Origin of the sequence: Nitrosospira sp. Nsp18, assembly GCF_900103145.1 — a bacterium.
Lineage (GTDB): Bacteria > Pseudomonadota > Gammaproteobacteria > Burkholderiales > Nitrosomonadaceae > Nitrosospira.
Map to the genome: position 1 here is coordinate 24,420 of NZ_FMWY01000024.1, position 20,796 is coordinate 45,215.

16 protein-coding genes are annotated in these 20,796 nt (G+C 53.8%); 15 read left to right on the top strand and 1 reads right to left on the bottom strand.

Annotated elements, in window-relative coordinates:
• Positions 1-26: 26 nt before the first annotated feature.
• On the top strand, positions 27-332 hold the full coding sequence (locus BLS94_RS10880; protein WP_090960870.1) for a hypothetical protein: 306 nt from the start codon (positions 27-29) through the stop codon (positions 330-332).
• Positions 333-377: 45 nt separating this feature from the next.
• On the opposite strand, the gene cysB is transcribed toward BLS94_RS10880, so the two are convergent.
• Positions 378-1,304 carry an HTH-type transcriptional regulator CysB gene (cysB, locus tag BLS94_RS10885; protein WP_072766738.1) on the bottom strand — a complete coding sequence of 309 codons (927 nt, stop codon included), beginning with the start codon at positions 1,302-1,304 and terminating at the stop codon, positions 378-380.
• Between the two features lie 323 nt (positions 1,305-1,627).
• On the opposite strand from cysB, the gene BLS94_RS10890 reads away from it, so the two are divergent.
• From BLS94_RS10890 to BLS94_RS10955, 14 genes are all read left to right on the top strand, one after another.
• A complete protein-coding gene (locus BLS94_RS10890; protein ID WP_090960873.1) occupies positions 1,628-3,730 on the top strand; it encodes a nitrite/sulfite reductase in 2,103 nt (700 codons plus the stop codon).
• Positions 3,731-3,761: 31 nt separating this feature from the next.
• Positions 3,762-4,502 (top strand): phosphoadenylyl-sulfate reductase, encoded by a 741-nt coding sequence (locus tag BLS94_RS10895; protein WP_090960877.1) that lies wholly within the window; start codon positions 3,762-3,764, stop codon positions 4,500-4,502.
• Positions 4,503-4,636: 134 nt separating this feature from the next.
• Entirely contained in the window at positions 4,637-5,572 is a 936-nt protein-coding gene (gene cysD, locus BLS94_RS10900; RefSeq protein WP_072767051.1) for a sulfate adenylyltransferase subunit CysD, read from the top strand.
• A gap of 150 nt (positions 5,573-5,722) precedes the next feature.
• Positions 5,723-7,006 (top strand): sulfate adenylyltransferase subunit CysN, encoded by a 1,284-nt coding sequence (gene cysN / locus BLS94_RS10905; protein WP_090960881.1) that lies wholly within the window; start codon positions 5,723-5,725, stop codon positions 7,004-7,006.
• Positions 7,007-7,255: 249 nt separating this feature from the next.
• On the top strand, positions 7,256-10,807 hold the full coding sequence (locus BLS94_RS10910; RefSeq protein ID WP_072766742.1) for an FAD-dependent oxidoreductase: 3,552 nt from the start codon (positions 7,256-7,258) through the stop codon (positions 10,805-10,807).
• A gap of 267 nt (positions 10,808-11,074) precedes the next feature.
• The gene (locus tag BLS94_RS10915; protein ID WP_090960884.1) at positions 11,075-12,202 is read left to right on the top strand and encodes a Re/Si-specific NAD(P)(+) transhydrogenase subunit alpha; all 1,128 of its coding nucleotides are present in this window, start codon (positions 11,075-11,077) and stop codon (positions 12,200-12,202) included.
• 108 nt (positions 12,203-12,310) lie between these two features.
• The gene (locus tag BLS94_RS10920; protein WP_025041967.1) at positions 12,311-12,616 is read left to right on the top strand and encodes an NAD(P) transhydrogenase subunit alpha part 2; all 306 of its coding nucleotides are present in this window, start codon (positions 12,311-12,313) and stop codon (positions 12,614-12,616) included.
• 3 nt (positions 12,617-12,619) lie between these two features.
• Complete coding sequence (locus BLS94_RS10925; RefSeq protein WP_090960887.1) at positions 12,620-13,999, top strand: NAD(P)(+) transhydrogenase (Re/Si-specific) subunit beta; 1,380 nt, start codon at positions 12,620-12,622, stop codon at positions 13,997-13,999.
• Between the two features lie 229 nt (positions 14,000-14,228).
• Positions 14,229-14,987: a dienelactone hydrolase family protein gene (locus BLS94_RS10930; RefSeq protein WP_090960890.1), complete on the top strand. Its 759-nt coding sequence runs from the start codon at positions 14,229-14,231 to the stop codon at positions 14,985-14,987.
• A gap of 240 nt (positions 14,988-15,227) precedes the next feature.
• Positions 15,228-16,340: an alanine dehydrogenase gene (ald, locus tag BLS94_RS10935; protein WP_090960893.1), complete on the top strand. Its 1,113-nt coding sequence runs from the start codon at positions 15,228-15,230 to the stop codon at positions 16,338-16,340.
• A gap of 64 nt (positions 16,341-16,404) precedes the next feature.
• Complete coding sequence (locus tag BLS94_RS10940; protein WP_090960897.1) at positions 16,405-17,337, top strand: matrixin family metalloprotease; 933 nt, start codon at positions 16,405-16,407, stop codon at positions 17,335-17,337.
• Positions 17,338-17,692: 355 nt separating this feature from the next.
• Positions 17,693-19,396 (top strand): cation:proton antiporter domain-containing protein, encoded by a 1,704-nt coding sequence (gene ybaL / locus BLS94_RS10945; RefSeq protein WP_090960900.1) that lies wholly within the window; start codon positions 17,693-17,695, stop codon positions 19,394-19,396.
• Between the two features lie 121 nt (positions 19,397-19,517).
• Entirely contained in the window at positions 19,518-19,871 is a 354-nt protein-coding gene (locus BLS94_RS10950; protein ID WP_072766749.1) for an arsenate reductase family protein, read from the top strand.
• A gap of 188 nt (positions 19,872-20,059) precedes the next feature.
• Positions 20,060-20,470 (top strand): hypothetical protein, encoded by a 411-nt coding sequence (locus BLS94_RS10955; protein WP_072766750.1) that lies wholly within the window; start codon positions 20,060-20,062, stop codon positions 20,468-20,470.
• The last annotated feature ends 326 nt before the right edge of the window (positions 20,471-20,796 follow it).

The following is a 20,796-nucleotide window of genomic DNA, read 5'->3' on the forward strand; positions in this document are numbered from 1 at the left end:
TGCAGAGCAAGACGCAAGGACGCGGAATGCGACCGCGTAGGGCGGAGCAGTCCCTTCCGCAGGAAGGTGCAACCCCGAAGCGGGATGCAGGCGCCCCCTTGCGTGCGGAACGCGATCATGGCATCCCCTCCGCTGCCCGATCCCCGCTTCGCGGGTCCCTCGGGCGACGCTTTGGGGCGCCATTCCATTCCAAGGAGTTGCAACGCAGCGCTGTGCCGCAAAAACTGTTCAATCCGCCTTGTAGCGAGTACGAAGAAGGTGAAGCTCACGGAGTACGAAAAATTCTTTCAATCCTTTTCGATTATAGCGTTAAATCAGAAGACAAGCGGTAAACTGCCGGATTTAGGATTAACTGCCCGTTGGCGGCATCATCGTGCTCACGAACGCTCTATCATCGCGGCCTTCACTGTGGCGCGATCAAGATGGGGGGAAAATATTTCAATAAAATCATAAACATATCCTCGCAAATAGCTATTGCGGCTTATGCCTATACGCGTTGTGCTTGGCTCGAAGAGATGGCTTGCATCGATGGACCTCAGGTGCTTGTCGCGTTTGGGCTCAAATGCCATTTGCGCCAGGATGCCGATGCCCAGTCCCAGTTCTACGTAAGTCTTGATGACATCCGCGTCTATGGCCGTCAGCACAACATTGGGAACCAATCCCTCTGCATCGAATGCCTGATTGATTCTCGAGCGCCCGGTAAAAGCAAAGTCGTAAGTAATAATCGGATATGCGGCGATGGCTTCCAGTGTCAACTTCTTGAGTTTAAGCAGCGGATGCCTCGGCGGGACGACAATGCAGCGGTTCCACTGATAACATGGTAGCATCACCAGTTCATCGAACAGTTCAATCGCTTCAGTAGCGATCGCAATATCCGCTATGCCTGAACTGACCAGTTCCGCGATCTGCGTCGGGCTGCCTTGGCGCAAAATTAATTTCACCTTGGGATAGCGTAAGGTAAAATCCTTGATCGCGGGGGGAAGTGCATACCGCGCTTGGGTGTGGGTTGTAGCAATGGTAAGAGAGCCGCTGGCTTCGTTGGCAAATTCCTGTCCAACTTGTTTCAGGTTTTTTGCGTCTTTCAGCATTCTTTCGGCAATTTCAAGAATCGCTCGTCCTGGCGGCGTGGTTTCAACCACGCGTTTGCCGTTACGCACAAAAATATCAACCCCCAGCTCGTTTTCCAGAAGGCGGATCTGCTTGCTGATCCCGGGTTGAGAAGTATGCAGGAATTCTGCCGCTTTGGATAAATTCAGGCCGTGATTGGCGACTTCGCATAAATAGCGCAATTGTTGCAATTTCATATTCGGTCTAAATAAGGTTTGGTTATGTTAATCTAACATAATATTCTTTCGCGATATATATGTTCCTGTTATTATGTCGCCCTCGAGACGCAATATGACGTCGACTGCGCTTTCAGGCAGGGCGTCTTGACAGGTCTGATGCGCGGGAGCTAAAAAGAAAAAGCGAATTTCGGTTCACTCGGCCGCTTGAATATCACCTCTCCTGAAATCTAGGCGGAGTGCCGAATCAGCGGAGAGATGGACCAATATGCTGCCGTGCACGTAATCCATTTTCGGGTTCTTGTGGCGTCAGGCGGATAGCCATAAATTGTGGAGGATATAAGATGAGTCTGCTGGATCACCTCGCTAATGATGAGGAAATCAATTCGTACGGTCAGTCGGTACAGGAGTATCGGGACCTGAATATGGACGCCGCGCGTTTTACCGCGGGTCGCCTGCAAATGGGGATCTACGGCCAGCGGCAGGAAGGCGTCAATATGGTGCGTATCAAGCTTCCGGGAGGACGCCTGAGTGCGCCGAAATTGAGAAAAATCGCCAGTGCGCTGGAGAATTACTCGCGCCATGACGTCGTCCATATCACTACGCGTCAGGATATCCAGATGCATTACGTGCCGCTCGAGCAAACGCCGGCCGTGTTGCACCATCTAGCCGAGGCTGGATTGACGACCCGTGAAGCCTGTGGCAACACCATTCGCAATATCACGACCTGCCCGCTTTCCGGCGTATGCCCTCGCCAGAATGTCGATGTCACGACCCATCTCGAGGGTACGGTCCAGCATTTGCTACGGAATCCGCTGACTCAACAAATGCCGCGCAAGTTCAAGATCAGCCTGTCTGCCTGTGAATCCGACTGTGCGCAAGGCATGATGCATGATCTGGGCGTGATCGCGGTACGTAATGGTTCCCGATTCGGTTTTAAGGTGGTGGCTGGAGGCGGCCTGGGGCACAAGCCGCGTGAAGCGATCGTCATTGAAGAATTCATTGAAGAAAAGGACCTGCTGCCCGTGATGGAAGCGGTTATCCAGTTGCACAACCGTTATTCCGACCGCGTTAAACGTGCTAAATCAAGAATTAAATTCCTGGTGGATAAATTTGGTCCCGAGGGTTTTGTCGAGAAATACCGTGAGGAGTTGTCGCGCACTCAATCGGCACTGGCAACCCTGGATTATCCGAAAGGCGAATGGAGTAATGGTAGTGTCGACAGCGAGGTTCCCGGTCTCGGTGCGCCGCGTCATATTTTCGCGCAAAAACAGCTTGGCTATTACGTATTTCCGATCAGTGTGCCGATGGGTAATCTGAGTGTGACTCATTTGCGTGGTCTGGCCGATATTTGCGAAACGCTCGAACTGCCTGACATTCGTACCAGCCAGGATCAGAACATGTTTCTGACAGATGTGCCGGAGGCTAAAATTGAACCCTTGCGTGCAGCACTGGCTGCGTTGGGTCTGGGAGTGCCTAAGGCGGGTGATGATGTGGTGGCTTGCCCCGGTACATCGACTTGCCGCTTGGGGATAACTTCGAGCACGATTCTCGGACCCAAGCTAAGCGGCGGCAAGCATGACCTTAAAATGCGTGTATCTGGGTGTCATAACGGCTGTGCCCAACCCGAGGCTGGAGATATTGGCGTATACGGCGAAGGCAAGCGCATGCACGGCAAGCTTGTGCCGCATTATCAGCTGCATTTCGGCGGCAATGCCATGGCGCGTGGCGCGCTGGCGTTTAAAGGCCCGTCCATACCCACCGCGCGCATCGAAGAGGCAATCAAGCGAGTGCAGTCCGCTTTTGATACTAATCGTGAATCGGGCGAAACATTCTATTCCTGGGCACACCGGATGGACAAACCCTATTTCGCGGATCTGCTGGCGGACCTGGTGGAAGTCAAGCCTGAAGAATTGGCGTCGGTCTTGCGCGATCATGGCAACAACAATGATTTCAAGGTGCTGCAACTGGGCGGGGGCGAGTGCGCCGGGGTGAGCCAGGTAAAGATCGGCACAATCTTCTTTGAAGCGGCTCATGAGCGGAATTACCGGGATGCGCTCAAGTTTCAGCGAAAATTCGAAGATTCGGCCAAGTGTGCCGAGGAGATGGCCCGCTTGATCGGCCAGGGTCTGGCCGAATTGCTTGGCGGCCAGAAGCACGAAGATTTGAAAATGCAGGCGGAAGAGTTGCGCCGGGTGTTTCCTACCAAGCCGCGCCTGGCCAAAGCGTTGGCCCAGTTTGCGGAGGACTTTGCGCGCCCGGCCGAGGCGTTGAACGACGATGACCTGACCAAATGGTTCTCCGACCTGGATGCCTGGACAATGGAGGTTGCAGAGTTTTGCCTGGGTTTCGATCGCCAGCTTGATCTGACGGGTGCGTTGCCCTTTCCGCTTGCTTCAGCCAAATCGCCGGCATCCGGGGCAGCGCAGCCATCCGTTATGGTCTGATAAATTTTGATGCACATATCGAGCCGGTAATATGAGCCTGGATCACAAGATTGCGGAAGTGAGAGCATTGCTGGATAACGTGCAGGCAGACTATGCGCCGGCCACCTTCGCTTGCAGTTTCGGTGCTGAGGACATGGTGTTGATTGACCTCATTGCGCGACATTATCCCGGTATTGCAATGTTCACGCTGGATACTGGACGCCTGCCTGAAGAGACCTACAGTCTTATGAGAAAAGTGGCGGATCGTTATGGCGTTCATGTGCCGGTGTTTTTTCCGGAATCCGCCGCGGTGGAGGCATATACCGCGCGCAACGGGCCCAACGGCTTCTACGACAGTGTGGAGCTGCGTAAAAAATGCTGCCATATTCGCAAAGTGGAACCGCTGAAGCGCGCTTTGAGCGGCAAGCGCGCATGGATTACCGGTGTACGCCGCGATCAGGCGCTGACCAGAAAGGATTTGGCGGTATCGGAATTCGATGCGGGAAATGGTTTACAAAAAATCAGCCCGTTGCTGGACTGGAGCCTGTCCGATGTCTGGGATTATCTCAAACAGTTCGATGTGCCGTACAACGTATTGCATGACAAAGGGTACTCTAGCATCGGATGCGCGCCCTGTACCCGTGCCATTACCCCAGGTGAAGATGTGCGTGCCGGCCGCTGGTGGTGGGAAGATCCGGAAAACAAAGAGTGCGGTCTGCATTCGGACAAACGGCGCATTAACAACGCTACAACGGCTTTTGGCGGGGTAACGGATCTACCCGCACCGGGTTAAGTCAAAACTTTGGATAAGAGAGGGCATGGGCCGGGCGTCTATCAAGTCCGTGCTTGTGAAACCGTGAGGGATGATTGATGGATCTCATATTGAACGATAAACAAGAATTTGCTACCCCTGTTCCGGATTTTGCAATGGAGAGTGAGGGGGCGGCGCTTAAACGCCGCCCTGCAAGGCATCTGGGTCATCTGGATGCGCTGGAAAGCGAAGCCATCCATATCATGCGCGAGGTTGCGGCCGAATGCGCCAATCCTGCCCTGCTGTTCTCCGGTGGAAAAGATTCCATCGTACTACTGCGTTTGGCGGAAAAAGCTTTTCGGCCGGGGCGTTTTCCATTTCCGCTGCTGCATGTCGATACCGGACATAATTTTCCCGAGGTAATCGAATTCCGCGATCGCCGCGCCAAACAATTGGGAGAGCGTTTAATCGTGCGCAGCATGGACGATTCCATCAAGAAGGGAAGGGTGGTGTTGCGTTCGGAGAACCAGAGCCGTAATCCATTTCAATCAGTGACGCTACTGGATGCCATCGCTGAATTTGGCTTCGATGCCTGTATCGGTGGGGCACGTCGCGACGAGGAAAAGGCTCGGGCCAAGGAACGCATATTTTCCTTCCGTGACGAATTCGGTCAATGGGACCCGAAGAACCAGCGGCCGGAATTATGGGATATCTACAATACTCGCGTGCACCCAGGCGAAAATATTCGTGTATTTCCCATCAGCAACTGGACCGAACTTGATGTGTGGGAATACATTGCTCGCGAGGAATTAGAGGTGCCTCACATTTATTTCGCCCACACACGCGATGTCATCCGGCGTGGTAACGGTCTTCTGCCGGTATCCCACCTGGTTGAGCTCAAGGAAGGCGAGGAAGTGGAAAACCTCATGGTGCGCTTTCGGACGGTGGGAGATATGAGCTGCACCTGCCCGGTGGAGTCGATTGCAGTCAGCGTGACGGAAATCATTGCTGAAACCGCCATTACGCGAATTACCGAGCGCGGCGCCACTCGCATGGACGACCAGACGTCGGACGCGTCGATGGAATTGCGCAAGAAAGAGGGTTATTTCTGACGTGTATCTTTCCCTCATAAGGTTGTGATACCGCTTTTCTCAAGAATTCAGCCTTGTAGAATGCTGGTAATACCTGACCTTCTTCGCGTTTCTCTTCACCGACGCGATTACCAGCATATTTCGGAAACCAGAATTCCATAAGAGTATTAAATGTCAGCCATTGATAGTATTTCATTCGATCATAGCGAGCTTTTGCGTTTCATCACCGCCGGGAGCGTGGACGATGGCAAAAGCACGCTGATCGGGCGCCTTCTGCATGACTCGAAGTCCATTTTCGAGGACCAATTGAGCGCCATTACCCATACTTCGAGCAGGCGCGGGATGGAGAGCGTCGATCTATCGCTGCTTACCGACGGCCTGCAAGCGGAGCGTGAGCAGGGTATTACCATTGATGTGGCTTACCGTTACTTTGCGACGCCCAAGCGCAAATTCATCATTGCCGACACACCGGGCCACGAGCAGTATACGCGTAACATGGTTACGGGCGCTTCCACGGCCAATCTTGCCATCATCCTGATCGACGCGCGCAAGGGTGTGCTTACCCAGTCGCGCCGCCATGCCTACCTCGCCAGCCTGGTCGGCATCCCTCATCTGGTGGTAGCGGTCAACAAGATGGACCTGGTGGACTATTCCCGAGAAGTATTCGAGCGAATTTGCAAGGATTTCGCGGCTTTCGCCGCAGGACTCAAACTGAACAATATCGCATACATTCCGATGTCTGCCTTGAACGGCGATATGGTAGTCGAGCGTGGAGACAAGCTCAACTGGTATAAAGGCATGGCGCTGATGGATTTGCTGGAGAGCGTTCCCATCGATCACGACATCAATCTTGAAGATTTCCGGTTCCCGGTGCAATTGGTATGCCGGCCGCAAACTGAGGAATTACACGATTTTCGGGGCTACATGGGGCGTATCGAATCTGGATTCATCAGTGTTGGTGATGCGGTGAAGGTTTTGCCTTCCGGGTTGACTTCGCATATCAAGGAGATTGTCACTTATGACGGGAGTGTCGACGATGCGGTTGCGCCACAATCCGTAACGCTGACCATAGAAGATCACCTGGATATCTCCCGCGGCGATATGCTGGTTAAGACGCTCGAAGTTCCTCGGGTCGGGAGGGAATTTGAAGCGATGCTGTGCTGGTTGTCGGAGCAGAGCCTGGACCCGCGGCGCAAATACCTGGTCAAGCACACTACGCGCACCGTAAAAGCGCTGGTCTCCCGAATAGAGTATCGTGTCGATATCAATACGTTGAATCATGAAGCGGTAGATACCTTGAAAATGAATGACATCGGGCGGGTATCGCTAAAAGTACAGCAGCCTTTGGCATACGATTCCTACCAGCGTAATCATGCCACAGGGAGTTTTATCGTCATTGACGAAGTCAACAACAATACCGTTGCTGCAGGCATGATCTGCCCGGCAAAAGATTAGCTGGTAATTTCAATCGATTCTGATGGTGCTGCGCAAAGGGCCGCTTCAGTGCGCGGAGTCATTTTGCTGAAAAGGGCGGACAAGGTGGAGAGGAGGCCTTGCCGCTTTTGTATTTTTTGGCCACGCAAAAGCACAAGATGAAAAGGGTTTTTAGGGCGCTGTAAAACTTTTTATACGGTATGTCCTAATAATCCATTATAACTTTTTCATCTCTTTTTTGATTCACTTTTTACTTTTGATGACTTTATCATGACAAGTTTACAATTGGCGCTCCACCCTGTACCGGAAAATGCCGCAGCTTCTCCCGTGCTTGGATTCGGCATGGCTTTTGCCGATCTATATCGCCGCGAAGGGCTTGTGCGCCTGGATCAGGCATTCCTGGAATTTCTGCATGAAGGAGAAGCCGGACTGCGCATTCGTCTGGATCATGCCCGTGCTCATCCTGATAGTCTGGACCGGAAAGCGGAAGCGGCTCTGTTGATCGAGGTTGCCCCATGGATGGAAGATTTTATTGCAAGACTGTTCGGTATCGAGAGAGAGGTCAGTGCACTTGCCGCCCGTCACCATCAGCTTGCCCCGCTTTATTCCTGCAAAAGACAATTCGTTCAACGCAAGGCGATGAGCAAGGTAAGCGAGGCGGAGGCAGCGGCGGTAGATGGGATTGCGCTGGAAGAGAAACTGGTTGCTGAATTCGGAGCGCCTTTCTCTGAGTTGACCTTTGCAGGTAAAGTCACCCAATGGTTATTGGATGAAGACGCGAACGAAGAACGGCTCAGGGCTGCTTTGCTCTATGCAGCTTGGGCGTTGAAGACATCCGTGGGGCGAGAGCGTAACCGGGACGGAGTATTATTCAAGGCGCCGGCCAAGCTCGATTTTCTGCATCTTTTGTCGACGGATATCGATAGCACCGCGGGCTATACCGTCCATAAGCTGCATCATATACGGCGCCGGGAAGGTTTTTCGCTCACCGATCCGGGAACCGATCTGGTGGGGGCTCTGGATGAGGCGAATTATTGCATCTGGTGCCACGAACAAGGAAAGGATTCGTGCTCGAAGGGAATGAAGGAAAAGGCGAAAACGCCCGACGAAATTCCCGCTTTCAAGAAAAGCCAGTTGGGTGTCCTGCTGACGGGTTGCCCGCTGGAAGAGCGTATATCCGAGTTTCACAAACTCAAGACTCAAGGCGTGGCGATCGGCGGCCTTGCCATGATTGTGGTGGATAATCCCATGTGCGCCGGCACCGGCCACCGCATTTGCAATGATTGCATGAAGTCCTGCATTTACCAGAAACAGGAACCGGTCGATATTCCCCAGGCTGAAACGCGCACGCTCAAGGATATACTGGAACTGCCCTGGGGCTTCGAAATATATAGCCTTCTCACCCGCTGGAACCCGCTTAATCTGCGCCGACCGGTACCAAAGGCGCCGACAGGCCGGAAGGTGCTTGTCGTAGGCATGGGACCTGCGGGATACACTCTGGCGCACCATTTGATGAATGACGGCCATACCGTGGTAGGCGTCGACGGCCTCAAGATCGAGCCATTGTCACCGGAAATTTCCGGGGTAAACCAGCAGGGAGAGCATGTTCCATTCAGAGCCATCCGAAACGCCGACGAAATTGCCGAAGATCTGGATGAGCGCATGCCGGGGGGATTTGGTGGGGTTGCCGAATACGGCATCACCGTGCGCTGGGATAAAAATTTTCTCAAGCTGATCCGTTTGCTTTTGGAGCGGCGAGAGGAGTTTGCCCTTTTTGGCGGTATCCGTTTTGGTGGTACGCTTACCGCCGATGATGCCTTTGCGATGGGGTTCGATCACGTGGCGCTTGCAGCGGGCGCCGGGCGTCCCACTGTGCTCGACCTGCCCAATGGGCTGGCGCGAGGGGTTCGTGCCGCATCCGATTTCCTGATGGCGTTGCAGTTGAGCGGCGCGGCTCAGGTTAATTCGGTCGCCAATATGCAGTTGCGCTTGCCCGTGGTAGTGATTGGTGGAGGACTGACAGCCATCGATACAGCTACCGAGGCGCTGGCTTATTATCCGGTCCAGGTGGACAAATTTCTGCGTCGTTACGAAATTCTGACCGCCGTGCAGGGGGATGCCGCGATACGTGCTGCATGGGATGAGGAAGAGCGTGTGATTGCCGAGGAATTCCTCAGCCATGCGCGCGCCATTCGCGCGGAGCGCAAGGAAGCGGAAAAGGAAGGACGGGCGCCGCGTATCCTGGAACTGCTCCAATCGTGGGGAGGCGCCACCATTGCCTATCGCAAGCGGCTCATCGACAGCCCCTCGTATACCCTTAATCACGAAGAAGTGGAAAAAGCGCTGGAGGAAGGCATATGGTTTGCCGAGGGCCTCACGCCGGTTCGAGTGGATATCGATAAATGGGAACATGCAGAAGCGGTGCAGTTCGCGATACAGGTCCTCGATGAAACCGGATCATGGCAAAAGACAGGACAAACCATATTGCCGGCGCGGGCCGTTCTGGTTGCGGCCGGCACTCAACCCAACACCGTGCTCGCCAGAGAAGACGATAAGAATTTCAAGCTGAACGGCCGCTATTTCGCGGCTTGCGATGAAAATGGCGATCCGGTCAGTCCGCCGCGGGCCAATCCCAAGCCTGAAACGGCCAGCGTACTGATGAGCCGTAACGAAGATGGACGTTTCATCAGCTTCTTCGGTGATTTGCATCCTTCCTATTCCGGCAACGTCGTAAAAGCGATGTCCAGCGCCAAGCAGGGTTATCCCGTGGTAAGCGCAGTGCTTGAACATCTGGCTCCGGCATCCACGAAACCCGCCTGGCTCTTTTTTGCCGAAATGAATGGACAGTTACGCGCTACGGTGCACAAGGTCGAGCGGCTTACTCCAAATATTATAGAAGTGGTCGTGCATGCGCCGATGGCGGTGGAACGTTTTCATCCTGGCCAGTTCTACCGCTTCCAGAACTTTGCAACACTTGCCATTACCGCGGGCGATACGAAGCTGGCGATGGAGGGCATCGCCCTTACGGGGGCCTCGGTCGACGTATCCCGTGGATTGGTATCGCTGATTGCCCTGGAAATGGGGGGGTCAGCAGACTTGTGCGCCAGGCTCAGTCCCGGCGATCCGGTAGTCCTGATGGGCCCGACCGGTACGCCAACCGAAATTCTGCCTGATGAAACCGTTGTGCTGGTCGGCGGCGGATTGGGCAATGCGGTGTTGTTTTCAATCGGTGCGGCAGCAAGAGCCGCGGGATCGAAAATTTTGTATTTTGCCGGTTACAAGAAACTGATCGACCGCTATAAGGTAGCGGAAATCGAAGCGGCAGCCGACATAGTGGTGTGGTGCTGTGACGAGTCGCCGGGTTTCAAACCCTCACGGCCGGGCGATCTCAGCTATGTCGGAAATATCGTGGAAGCGATGGCAGCTTATGGAAGCGGCGCGTTGGGTCCTCAGAAAGTTCGATTGTCTGACGCCGACCGTATCATTGCCATCGGTTCCGACCGGATGATGGCGGCGGTCGGCGCTGCACGTCATAACAAGCTTCGGCCTTACCTGAAAACAGATCATTTCGCCATCGGCTCGATCAATTCGCCCATGCAGTGCATGATGAAAGAGATTTGCGCGCAGTGCCTGCAACCTCATAAGGATCCGGTTACGGGTGAGATTACTTATGTTTTTTCATGTTTCAATCAGGATCAGCCACTTGATCAGGTCGACTTCGGCGGGCTGGCGTCGCGTTTACGCCAGAATAGTGTCCAGGAAAAGCTCACCACCCGGTGGATTACACATTGTTTGAAACAAGTGAATCCGGTTAGCGCCTGAAGTTTCTGTGGAGCCGGTCATCAGAAAGGATCGTTGTCTTTCCTGCAAAGCGGGGATTCCGGCGGTCTTTTCCAAAACCGCTCAATGTCTGCCTCTACAGGAAGTTCTACCGGATGAGCTGTTTTTCCTTAATCCGGACAATGCATCCAGCCCAGGTTCATTTATAATCCGAGCTTCGTGACGAACAGGGGGCCGAACGGGAGCATTACGGTCCGGCTTCAGTTTGCTGAAGAATAGCGCACGTTAAAAAAATAAGGGAGATTAGCAATGCAGATAGGCATACCCGCGGAAATTCGCGGGGGAGAGACCCGCGTCGCGGCCACACCGGAAACGGTGAAGAAATTTACCGCCAAAGGTCTGAATACTGTTCTGGTACAGTCTGGCGCGGGAGCCGGCGCGAGCATTCCCGATGCGGCGTATCAGGCGGAAGGTGCAAGCATCGTGGCCAGCGCAGCGGAGCTGTATGGACAATCTCAAATATTGCTTAAAGTGAGGAGTCCGGAACCCGCAGAACTGGCGCTGATGCGCAAGGATGCCGTGCTGCTGGGTTTGCTTTCTCCGCATCACGCCGAAGGCATTGAAGCGCTCGCTCGCCACGGCCTCACTGCCTTTGCGATGGAAAAACTGCCCCGCATTTCCCGTGCCCAGAGCATGGACGTGCTGTCCTCCCAGGCGAATATCGCCGGCTACAAAGCCGTGCTGATGGCAGCCAACGTCTATCAGAAATTCTTCCCCATGCTGATGACTGCGGCAGGTACCGTAAAGGCGGCGCGAGTGCTGGTTCTCGGCGCGGGCGTTGCGGGCCTGCAGGCAATTGCCACGGCCAAACGGCTGGGCGCGGTGATCGAAGCGTTCGATGTGCGTCCGGTGGCAAAAGAACAGGTGGAAAGCCTGGGTGCCAAATTTGTCGAGGTTCCGCTAAGCGAGGAAGAAAAAGCGCAGGCGGAAACCGCTGGCGGTTATGCCCGGGAAATGTCCGATGATTACCAGCGGCGCCAAGGCGAGCTGGTGCACCAACGCGCCGCGGCAGCCGACATCATCATTACCACGGCATTGATTCCGGGCAGGCCGGCACCGGTATTGATCAAGGAAGAAACCGTTCGAGCCATGAAACCGGGATCGGTCATCGTTGATATGGCGGTAGAGGCCGGGGGAAATTGCCCCTTGTCGGAACTGGACAAGATCGTAGTGAAGCATGGCGTCCATCTCGTCGGTATCGCCAACCTGCCGGGATTGGTAGCGGCAGATTCCAGCGCACTGTACGCGCGTAACCTGATGAATTTTCTCAATCTGATGCTTGACCCGAAGACCGGAGAATACAACCTGAACCGTGAAGACGAGGTGATCGCCGGAACACTGGTTTGCATCGGGGGGGAAGTCGTCCGGAAAGCTTGAAGCGTTAATGGCGAACACCGAAAACCGAATATACGCTTTTCACCGCTTCCGTTCTTTGAAGATAAATCATTATTCACAGTAACAGTCAACGTATTAGAAGGAGCAGCCATGATTGGCGAAGTTGATCCAACCATTATTAATCTCACTGTATTCGTATTGGCGGTGTTCGTAGGCTATCACGTTGTATGGAATGTGACGCCGGCCCTGCATACGCCGCTGATGTCAGTCACTAACGCGATTTCCGGCATTATTCTGGTGGGCGCCATGCTTGCCGCCGGACCGGCTGAAACCGACTGGGGCGTATGGTTGGGAGCCGTGGCCGTCACGCTGGCCGCAATCAATGTCTTCGGCGGCTTCCTGGTTACGCAGCGAATGCTTGAAATGTTCAGAAAAAAAGATAAAAAAGGAAGCTAGTAAATGTCGGTAAATTCGGTTGCACTCGCGTATCTTATCGCCTCGGTTTTCTTTATTCTGGCGCTAAAAGGTTTAAGTTCGCCCCTGACCGCTCGTCGCGGTAACTTGTTTGGCATGGTCGGGATGGCGATTGCTGTCGTCACCACGCTTACGATCACCAGCAACTGGGCGCTGATACTCGCTTGTATTGCGGTGGGAGGCGCCATTGGCGCGATCGTTGCCCGTCGCGTGCAGATGACGGCGATGCCGGAACTGGTTGCATTCATGCACTCGCTCGTGGGGTTGGCAGCGGTATTTATCGCTATCGCCGCTGTCAATAATCCTGCTTCGTTTGGTTTGCCTGAAACGCTGCCGATGGGCAGCAGGCTGGAGCTGTTCCTCGGCACGTTCATTGGCGCCATGACCTGGTCGGGCTCGGTGATCGCGTTCCTGAAGTTGTCCGGCCGCATGAGCGGCGCGCCTATCACCTTTGGCGGGCAGCACATGGTCAACCTGATCCTTGCAATCGTGATGGTTGGATTCGGCCTGTGGTTCTTCTTTAGCGAGACTACCAACTGGACCGCTTTTGCGACAATGACGGCTATTGCCTTCGTGCTCGGCTTTCTCATCATTATCCCCATCGGCGGCGCCGATATGCCGGTTGTGATTTCCATGCTCAACTCATATTCCGGCTGGGCGGCGGCGGGAATAGGATTCTCGCTTGGCAACCCCATGCTGATCATTGCAGGTTCGCTGGTGGGCAGCTCAGGCGCCATTCTGTCCTATATCATGTGCAAGGCCATGAACCGGCCCTTCATTTCGGTCATACTCGGTGGTTTCGGCAGCGAAACAGGCGCCGCGGCGGCGGGCGATGGCACCCAGAAAACCCATCGCAGCGGCAGCGCGGAAGATGCGGCATTCTTGATGGGCAACGCCGACAGCGTAATCATTGTGCCCGGCTATGGGTTGGCGGTGGCACGGGCGCAGCATTCCGTTAAGGAACTGGCGGAAAAGCTGCACGCAAAGGGCGTCAACGTGCGTTTCGCGATTCATCCGGTCGCGGGGCGCATGCCCGGACACATGAACGTGTTGCTGGCGGAAGCAGAAATACCTTATGAGCAAGTGCTCGAGATGGATGAGATCAACAGCGATTTTTCCAACACGGACGTGGTGCTGGTGCTGGGCGCGAACGACGTAGTGAATCCGGCCGCCAACGTTCCCGGCAGCCCGATATATGGCATGCCCATTCTGGATGCCCACAAGGCACGTACGGTGATGGTGGTGAAACGCAGCATGGCAGCGGGCTATGCCGGCCTCGACAATGACCTGTTCTACATGGACAAGACCATGATGGTCTTTGGCGATGCAAAGAAGGTGGTCGAGGAGATGGTCAAGGCTTTGTAAGTTTTGAGGTACTTAAATCGGAACACACTCCGCCTGTTATGATGATGGTGATTCGTTCACCGGAGTACCTCAGAAGCTGCTCGCTGCTATTTATTCAAAATAGTAAATGGATAGTCGCTTCTTTGTTGAAGCGAATTCCAACGAAGCGTCGGCAGCATTAGACAGGATGCGGAGACGAAAGGGCTAAGTTCATTATTATGATAGAGCATCAAAATAATGGACTGCGTACATGAGCGCGATCAAGGGCTTTTCCGAGGCAACGTTCGCGACAGGCAATCACTCGCTAATGCTCTACGGAAAAGGGAATGGGCCGGGCGTTATTCTCCTGCATGAATTGCCCGGTCTTACCCAGGACACAGTCGAGTTTGCGGAGTGGATTGCGGGCCACGGTTTTCACGTTGTCATGCCGCTCCTGTTCGGCCGTCCGCTTCAGCATCCGATGCTCGGCCTTTTGAAGTCCCCATTCCTATGCATTCGAAAGGAATTCAACAATCTCAGCGCGGGGAGATCAAGCCCCATCACGATGGTACTGCGCGCATTGTGCCGGAAAATACATTCTGAGCGTGGCGGACCGGGTGTAGGCGCCGTGGGCATGTGTTATACCGGCGGCTTTATTTTCGCGATGATGGTGGAGGCATCCCTCCTTGCACCGGTAGCGGCGCAGCCAAGTCTTCCATTTTTTCAATCCGGAGCGCTGGACGTCGAGCCGGAAAAACTTACGTTCGCATCCAATCGTGCCGATACAATGTCATTGCTCGGGCTGCGTTTCGAGGACGACTTTCGCTGCCCTGCGGCTCGATTCGAGCGGCTGGAAGCATCGCTGCAAGGTCCGGCAGGATCCGCCCGGTCGCGCTTCCGTTCTGTGGTCGTGCCCGGGGAAGGGCATTCGACACTTACATTCGATTACCAGAAAGCGCTTGACCGGGGAGTCGATACACGAGAACTGGTGCTCGAGCATTTGCAAGCGCAACTGCTCGATCCCGGATAGTCCGTTCCTTGACTCATCCAATAATGGTTTAGTGGATACCTACCAGGATAAATTTTTTCTGTGGTTCGGGGATCGGGTTGTATACTTAAAAAAAGTCGAGTTGCAGGCGTCACAGCCAAAAGGAGCGTAAGCGTTTCACCTTCAAGTTGAAGCCGATCGCTATCCATATTCTCTCAATTTCACATTAATCTTCTTTAAAGAAAGGTTCTGTTCTGCTCATCGACAGTCAGAAATAAACCCATGCGGATCGGACTACCCAAAGAAATCAAAGACCACGAAAATCGGGTGGGCTTGACACCAAGCACGGTCAAAGCCTTGACGCGGCGTGGCCATCACGTGCTCGTACAGAGCGGGGCAGGGGATGGAAGCTTTATTTCCGATGCAGAATACCAATTAGCGGGCGCAACGATTGTTCCTCATGCTGACGATGCCTGGGCGGCGCAAATGGTAGTTAAAGTCAAAGAGCCGGCCGCGATTGAATATCGTTACCTGCGTCGGGACATGATTCTTTTCACTTATCTGCATTTGGCGTCGGACAGGCCCCTCACTGACGCTCTGCTGGAGAGCGGCGCCACAGCCATCGCATACGAAACGGTCCAGACCGAAGATGGAAAATTACCGCTATTGACGCCGATGAGCGAGGTAGCAGGGCGTATGGCGACCCAGATCGGTGCAACCTATTTGCAAAAAACGCGCGGCGGCCGTGGCGTATTGATGGGCGGGGTTCCGGGTGTCGCTCCAGCTAATGTCGCGATCCTGGGTGCGGGTATCGTAGGCACGAACGCTGCCCGTGTAGCTGTGGGATGCGGGGCACAGGTAACTGTACTGGATATCAATCATGATCGTCTTAAATATCTGGATGACATTTATCGCGGCCAACTGCAGACGCGTATCAGCGACGAATATAATATCGAAGAGGTGGTCTATAGCGCCGATCTGGTCATTGGCGCTGTCTTGATACCCGGTGGACGCGCGCCATGGCTGATCACAGCCGGGATGTTGCCAAATATGAGGAAAGGTTCTGTAATCGTCGATGTGGCGGTTGATCAGGGAGGGTGCGTGGAAACAACGCGGCCTACCACTCACAGCGACCCCACTTATGAGCTCGATGGAGTCGTACATTATTGTGTTTCCAATATGCCCAGCGCGGTTCCGCGAACCAGTACATTCGCGCTCAATATACAGACCGCTGTTTATACGCTCCGTCTGGCCGAGGAAGGACTGGATGCTGTACGCAAGAATCGGGCGCTACAATATGGCCTTAACACGCACCATGGATCAGTAACTTATCTCGCTGTCGCGAGGGAGTTTGGCATGCAATATATTGAACCGTTGAAGGCGCTGGATGCATAACGGTTAACGCGTTGCTCCCCTTAAACAATTCGACTAATCAGGCAAAGACATAGGAGTAAGAAAGATGAAATTCAAACACACCGTGCTTTTTGGCGCACTGGTTGCCCCATTATTCGCTATCAGTCAGCCGGCGCTGGCCAATATCTATATCACTTTTGATTACCGGTATGATAGCTCGAACTTTTTTACGGGTGAAAATAGTTCACCCCAGAATCTGCTGAATGCAGCCGCTTCTGTATTCGAGACACGTTTTCAGGATAACCTGACCGCAATCTCCTCTTCCGGATCGAATAGATTCGATGCGCGCTTCTTTCAGCCGGATACCGGTATCAACACCCGTCTTTCCAATTATAGTGTCGCGCCTGATCAGATCGTGGTTTTTGTTGGAAGCTATAATATGGGTGGAATGCTAGCATCAGGTGGTCCCGGTGGAGTCGCGGGCGGCGGAGCGTCGGGCTTCCTCGACAATGCGTTAAGCAGAGGCCAGGCTGGAGCGCTTTTGCCCATGCAGACAGATTTTGGCCCGTGGGGCGGCGCTATTTCGTTCAATAACAATTCCAATTGGTACTTTGACACCGATATCACGACAGATGAGCCTTTTTCCAACAAGTATGATTTTTATTCAGTAGCAGTACATGAGCTTGCTCATGTACTCGGTTTCGGCGGCGCTCCATCGTTCAAGAACCTGAGCGCCGGCGGCGTGTTTACCGGCGCCGCTGTTCATGACCTGTATGGTTCGAATCCTCCCTTGACCACCGACGGCCACTGGGCAGCGAAGCTCAGTTATCAGGGACAGGAAGCTGCGATGGATCCGAGCATTGCAACCAACCAGCGCAGCCATTTCACGGAACTTGACTACGCCGCCATGAAAGACATAGGTTGGCAGGTTTCGCCGATACCAGAGCCGGAAACATGGACCTTGATGGCTGCCGGCTTGGGGCTGCTCGGCGCGCGCTTGCGCCGTTCTGAACGTATAAGAAGTGAACGTAAAAGCTAGCAGCCTGTCGGACTTGAAGAATCGCAGTGAAAAAATGACCGGGTGAGGGCACATTTTGCGGATTTTGAAGGCCAATAGTTATTTTATTGGCCTAAAAAGTCGCGAAATTTGAACCGGCCAGAGCTTTTGCAGCTGATTTCCTTCTAAGTCCGACAGGGTGCTCGGTGGCCGGTTCATATCAGCGTTATTTAATTAGCCTGCTGGTTATCACAATTTCTTAAAATCATCTTTGCTATCAGCATGCATCAATCCGAGCCGTAGTTTCGTTCTCGGGGGGTGCTGCACGCGGTACGGTACGATACGCCCGTCGCGGTTAGTAAATCCGTTGTCTACGCGCAAATACGCGGCAACACAAATGCCCCACAGTGTTACTCTAATCACCACCATTGCCGTCAGTTTCGGTCTTGCGCTGCTGATGGGGCTCATCGCCAACCGATTGAAGTTGCCGGTGTTGGTTGGTTATCTTGCTGCAGGTGTCATTCTGGGTTCCAATACGCCGGGCTTCGTGGCCGACATGGAGCTATCCGCCCAGTTGGCGGAAATCGGCGTAATACTGCTGATGTTCGGCGTCGGGTTACATTTTTCGTTGAATGATCTACTGGCTGTGCGGCGGATCGCCTTACCCGGCGCGATCGTCCAGATTGTGGTGGCGACTGCTTTCGGTGCCATGGTTGCTACCTCCTGGGGTTGGAACCTGGGCGTTGGTATTGTATTTGGTGTGGCGTTGTCCACGGCGAGCACCGTCGTGTTGCTGCGAGCGCTTGAGCAACGCGGCTTGCTCAAGTCCGTTAACGGCTCTATTGCGGTGGGCTGGCTTGTAGTCGAGGACCTGGCGATGGTCCTGGTTCTTGTTCTGTTGCCGCCGCTTGCCGGATGGCTGGGCGACAATGCGGGCGGCTCTGAGGGAGTATCAAGCATCCATTTGCTGACGACTTTGCTGCTCACCTTCGGCAAAGTGGCGGTCTTTATTGCACTGATGCTTGTTGTCGGGAAACGCGTGTTCCCCTGGTTGCTTTGGCACGTCGCCAGCACAAACTCGAACGAGCTCTTTATCTTGAGCGTCATAGCGGTCGCGATAGGCATCGCCTACGGTTCCGCAATGCTCTTCGGTGTTTCCTTCGCTCTGGGTGCTTTTTTTGCCGGCATGGTGATGAGGGAATCCGCTCTAAGCCATCGAGCCGCGCAGGAGTCCCTGCCTCTCCGCGACGCTTTTTCGGTTTTATTTTTTGTTTCCGTGGGAATGTTGTTTGATCCAGGCGTACTGGTAGAACAACCGCTCCATGTTCTCGCCACGCTCGGAATCATCATCATCGGGAAGTCGCTGGCTGCCTTTTTATTGGTACTTGCTTTCCGTTATCCTCTGAATACGGCATTAACCGTGTCCGCCAGCCTTGCGCAAATTGGTGAATTCTCGTTTATCCTTGCCGCGCTAGGCGTGTCACTCGGGCTGCTTCCGGTTGAAGCTCAGAGCCTTATATTGGCGGGCGCGTTTATCTCGATCACACTTAATCCCTTCGTATTTCGGGTAATCGAACCGGCGCAGGCTTGGATACGCTCCCGTTCCAACCTTGCGCGTATCCTGGAGCGTTCCGACGACCCACTGGCTGAGCTGCCGATGACCGTTGCGTCAAGCCATGTCACGAGCCATGTCGTGCTCGTGGGCTATGGCCGTGTCGGCCGGCTCATCAGTGACACATTGGTCGAGCGGGGATTATCGTTTGTTGTGGCGGAACAAAACCGTGAGCTGGTTGAAGGACTGCGCAAGCGTGGAATTCATGCCGTAGCCGGGGATGCAGCCGAACCCGCTGTACTGATACAGGCACATATCGCGCGAGCCGCAATGCTCGTGATCGCGGTTCCCGATACGCTACGTGCCCGGCGAATGATCGAAACAGCACGTATACTTAACCCCCCGGTTGAGATCATTGTTCGTACGCATAATGAAGAAGAGGCGGCGCTACTCAGGAGGGAAAGCGGCGGAGCGGTATTTCTGGGTGAACACGAGCTCGCTCGGAGCATGGCACGACACATACTGGAAAAAGTTGCGGGTGATAAGTGAAGAAATCAACATCATATGCAGGACCATCGGTAGTATGGGAGTTTAACGGGCAAGTCGGTCGGCATTGCTTGAATGCCGGCACACGAACTGATCCAGGTATGAGATTGCAAGGAGGATTGAAATGAGTGAAAGGATTGTCGTTTATCAGAAACCCGGATGCAGCAAATGCAGAGCTACGCTCGAGCTTGTTGCGAGCAGCGGCCAAGAGTTTGACGCTGTCAATTATTATGAAACACCTTTGACCGCCGAGCGCTTACGCGAACTGATCGATAAGCTTGGCTTGCCGGTACGCGATGTGCTGCGTGGCGACGAACCTCTGGCGCGCAGCCTCAAGCTTGCTGAGCGAGCGTTGCCGGATGAAGAACTGATAAGGATCATGGTGGAAAATCCGGATTTGATTCAGCGCCCAATTGTTGTACGCGGCGATGAGGCAATGCTGTGCCGTCCGCCGGAAAACGTGATGAAATTGCTGTAATGATTTTCCCGAAAATGCGATGAACAGGAATAGGATTCGATATGGTTCCGGTTGCTGGGCCTCTGAAGCACTCGTTCAGCCAAGGGCACTATTTTAAATAATTGTATAAGCGTTTAAACTGGTGCTGATAGAACGTCAAATACAATGACAACGTAATGACATTCGAATGTACGTACAGGAAATTGACAATGAATATGATGTCTGTTGGAATTTTGCGACTAATACTTCGATTTGCCTTTGCTATCCTTCTGGGAGGGTCTGCTACGGTTGTACAGGCAGAGTGTGCTGGATGCCTCTGCCCCGGGAACCCCTGCAAGCTGTGTCCGCTGCCGCCCCAAAAAAATGCGCCGCCAGTCGCGGATGAACCGGACATTTGTCTTAAAATCAGAGAGAGAGTAACGGCGATTTCAAAAGATACAGAGCCGAACGAACATTATGAGAGCGTGAATAAATCGATCATGGAGTGTGTAAGAAACGGCGGCGACGTGATTATGAATTCGCGCCGAAACAAGGAATTTCCTTCCAAACATTATTGCAAGCCCTACATTGCGGAAGGCAAGGCAAATACTGATGGTGCTCACCTTCCCCGGAAGAAATAAGGATCAATGGAGACACTCGACAGCAAAGCGGGGCAAATACCTGGGCAGGTACGCAGGTTGGAAAACCACGTCGGGCGTAGCCCGACCTACCGCCTGTTTTGTAACAGTAGGTCCATCGGAATGGGGGGTTATTCCTCTCGACCCTGCGTAAGGAGATTGGCATCAAACATACGCGGCTGTTATAAAACATACGGAGATGGATAAAGTAGGTCGGGCTACGCCCGACAATACGTCAGCGCGTAGGTCTCTACTGCAGTGTCTTCAGCAGACCGGCAGACTTATTATCCTCCTGCTGTAGAGTCTTCTAAACGAAACTGTTGACGTGA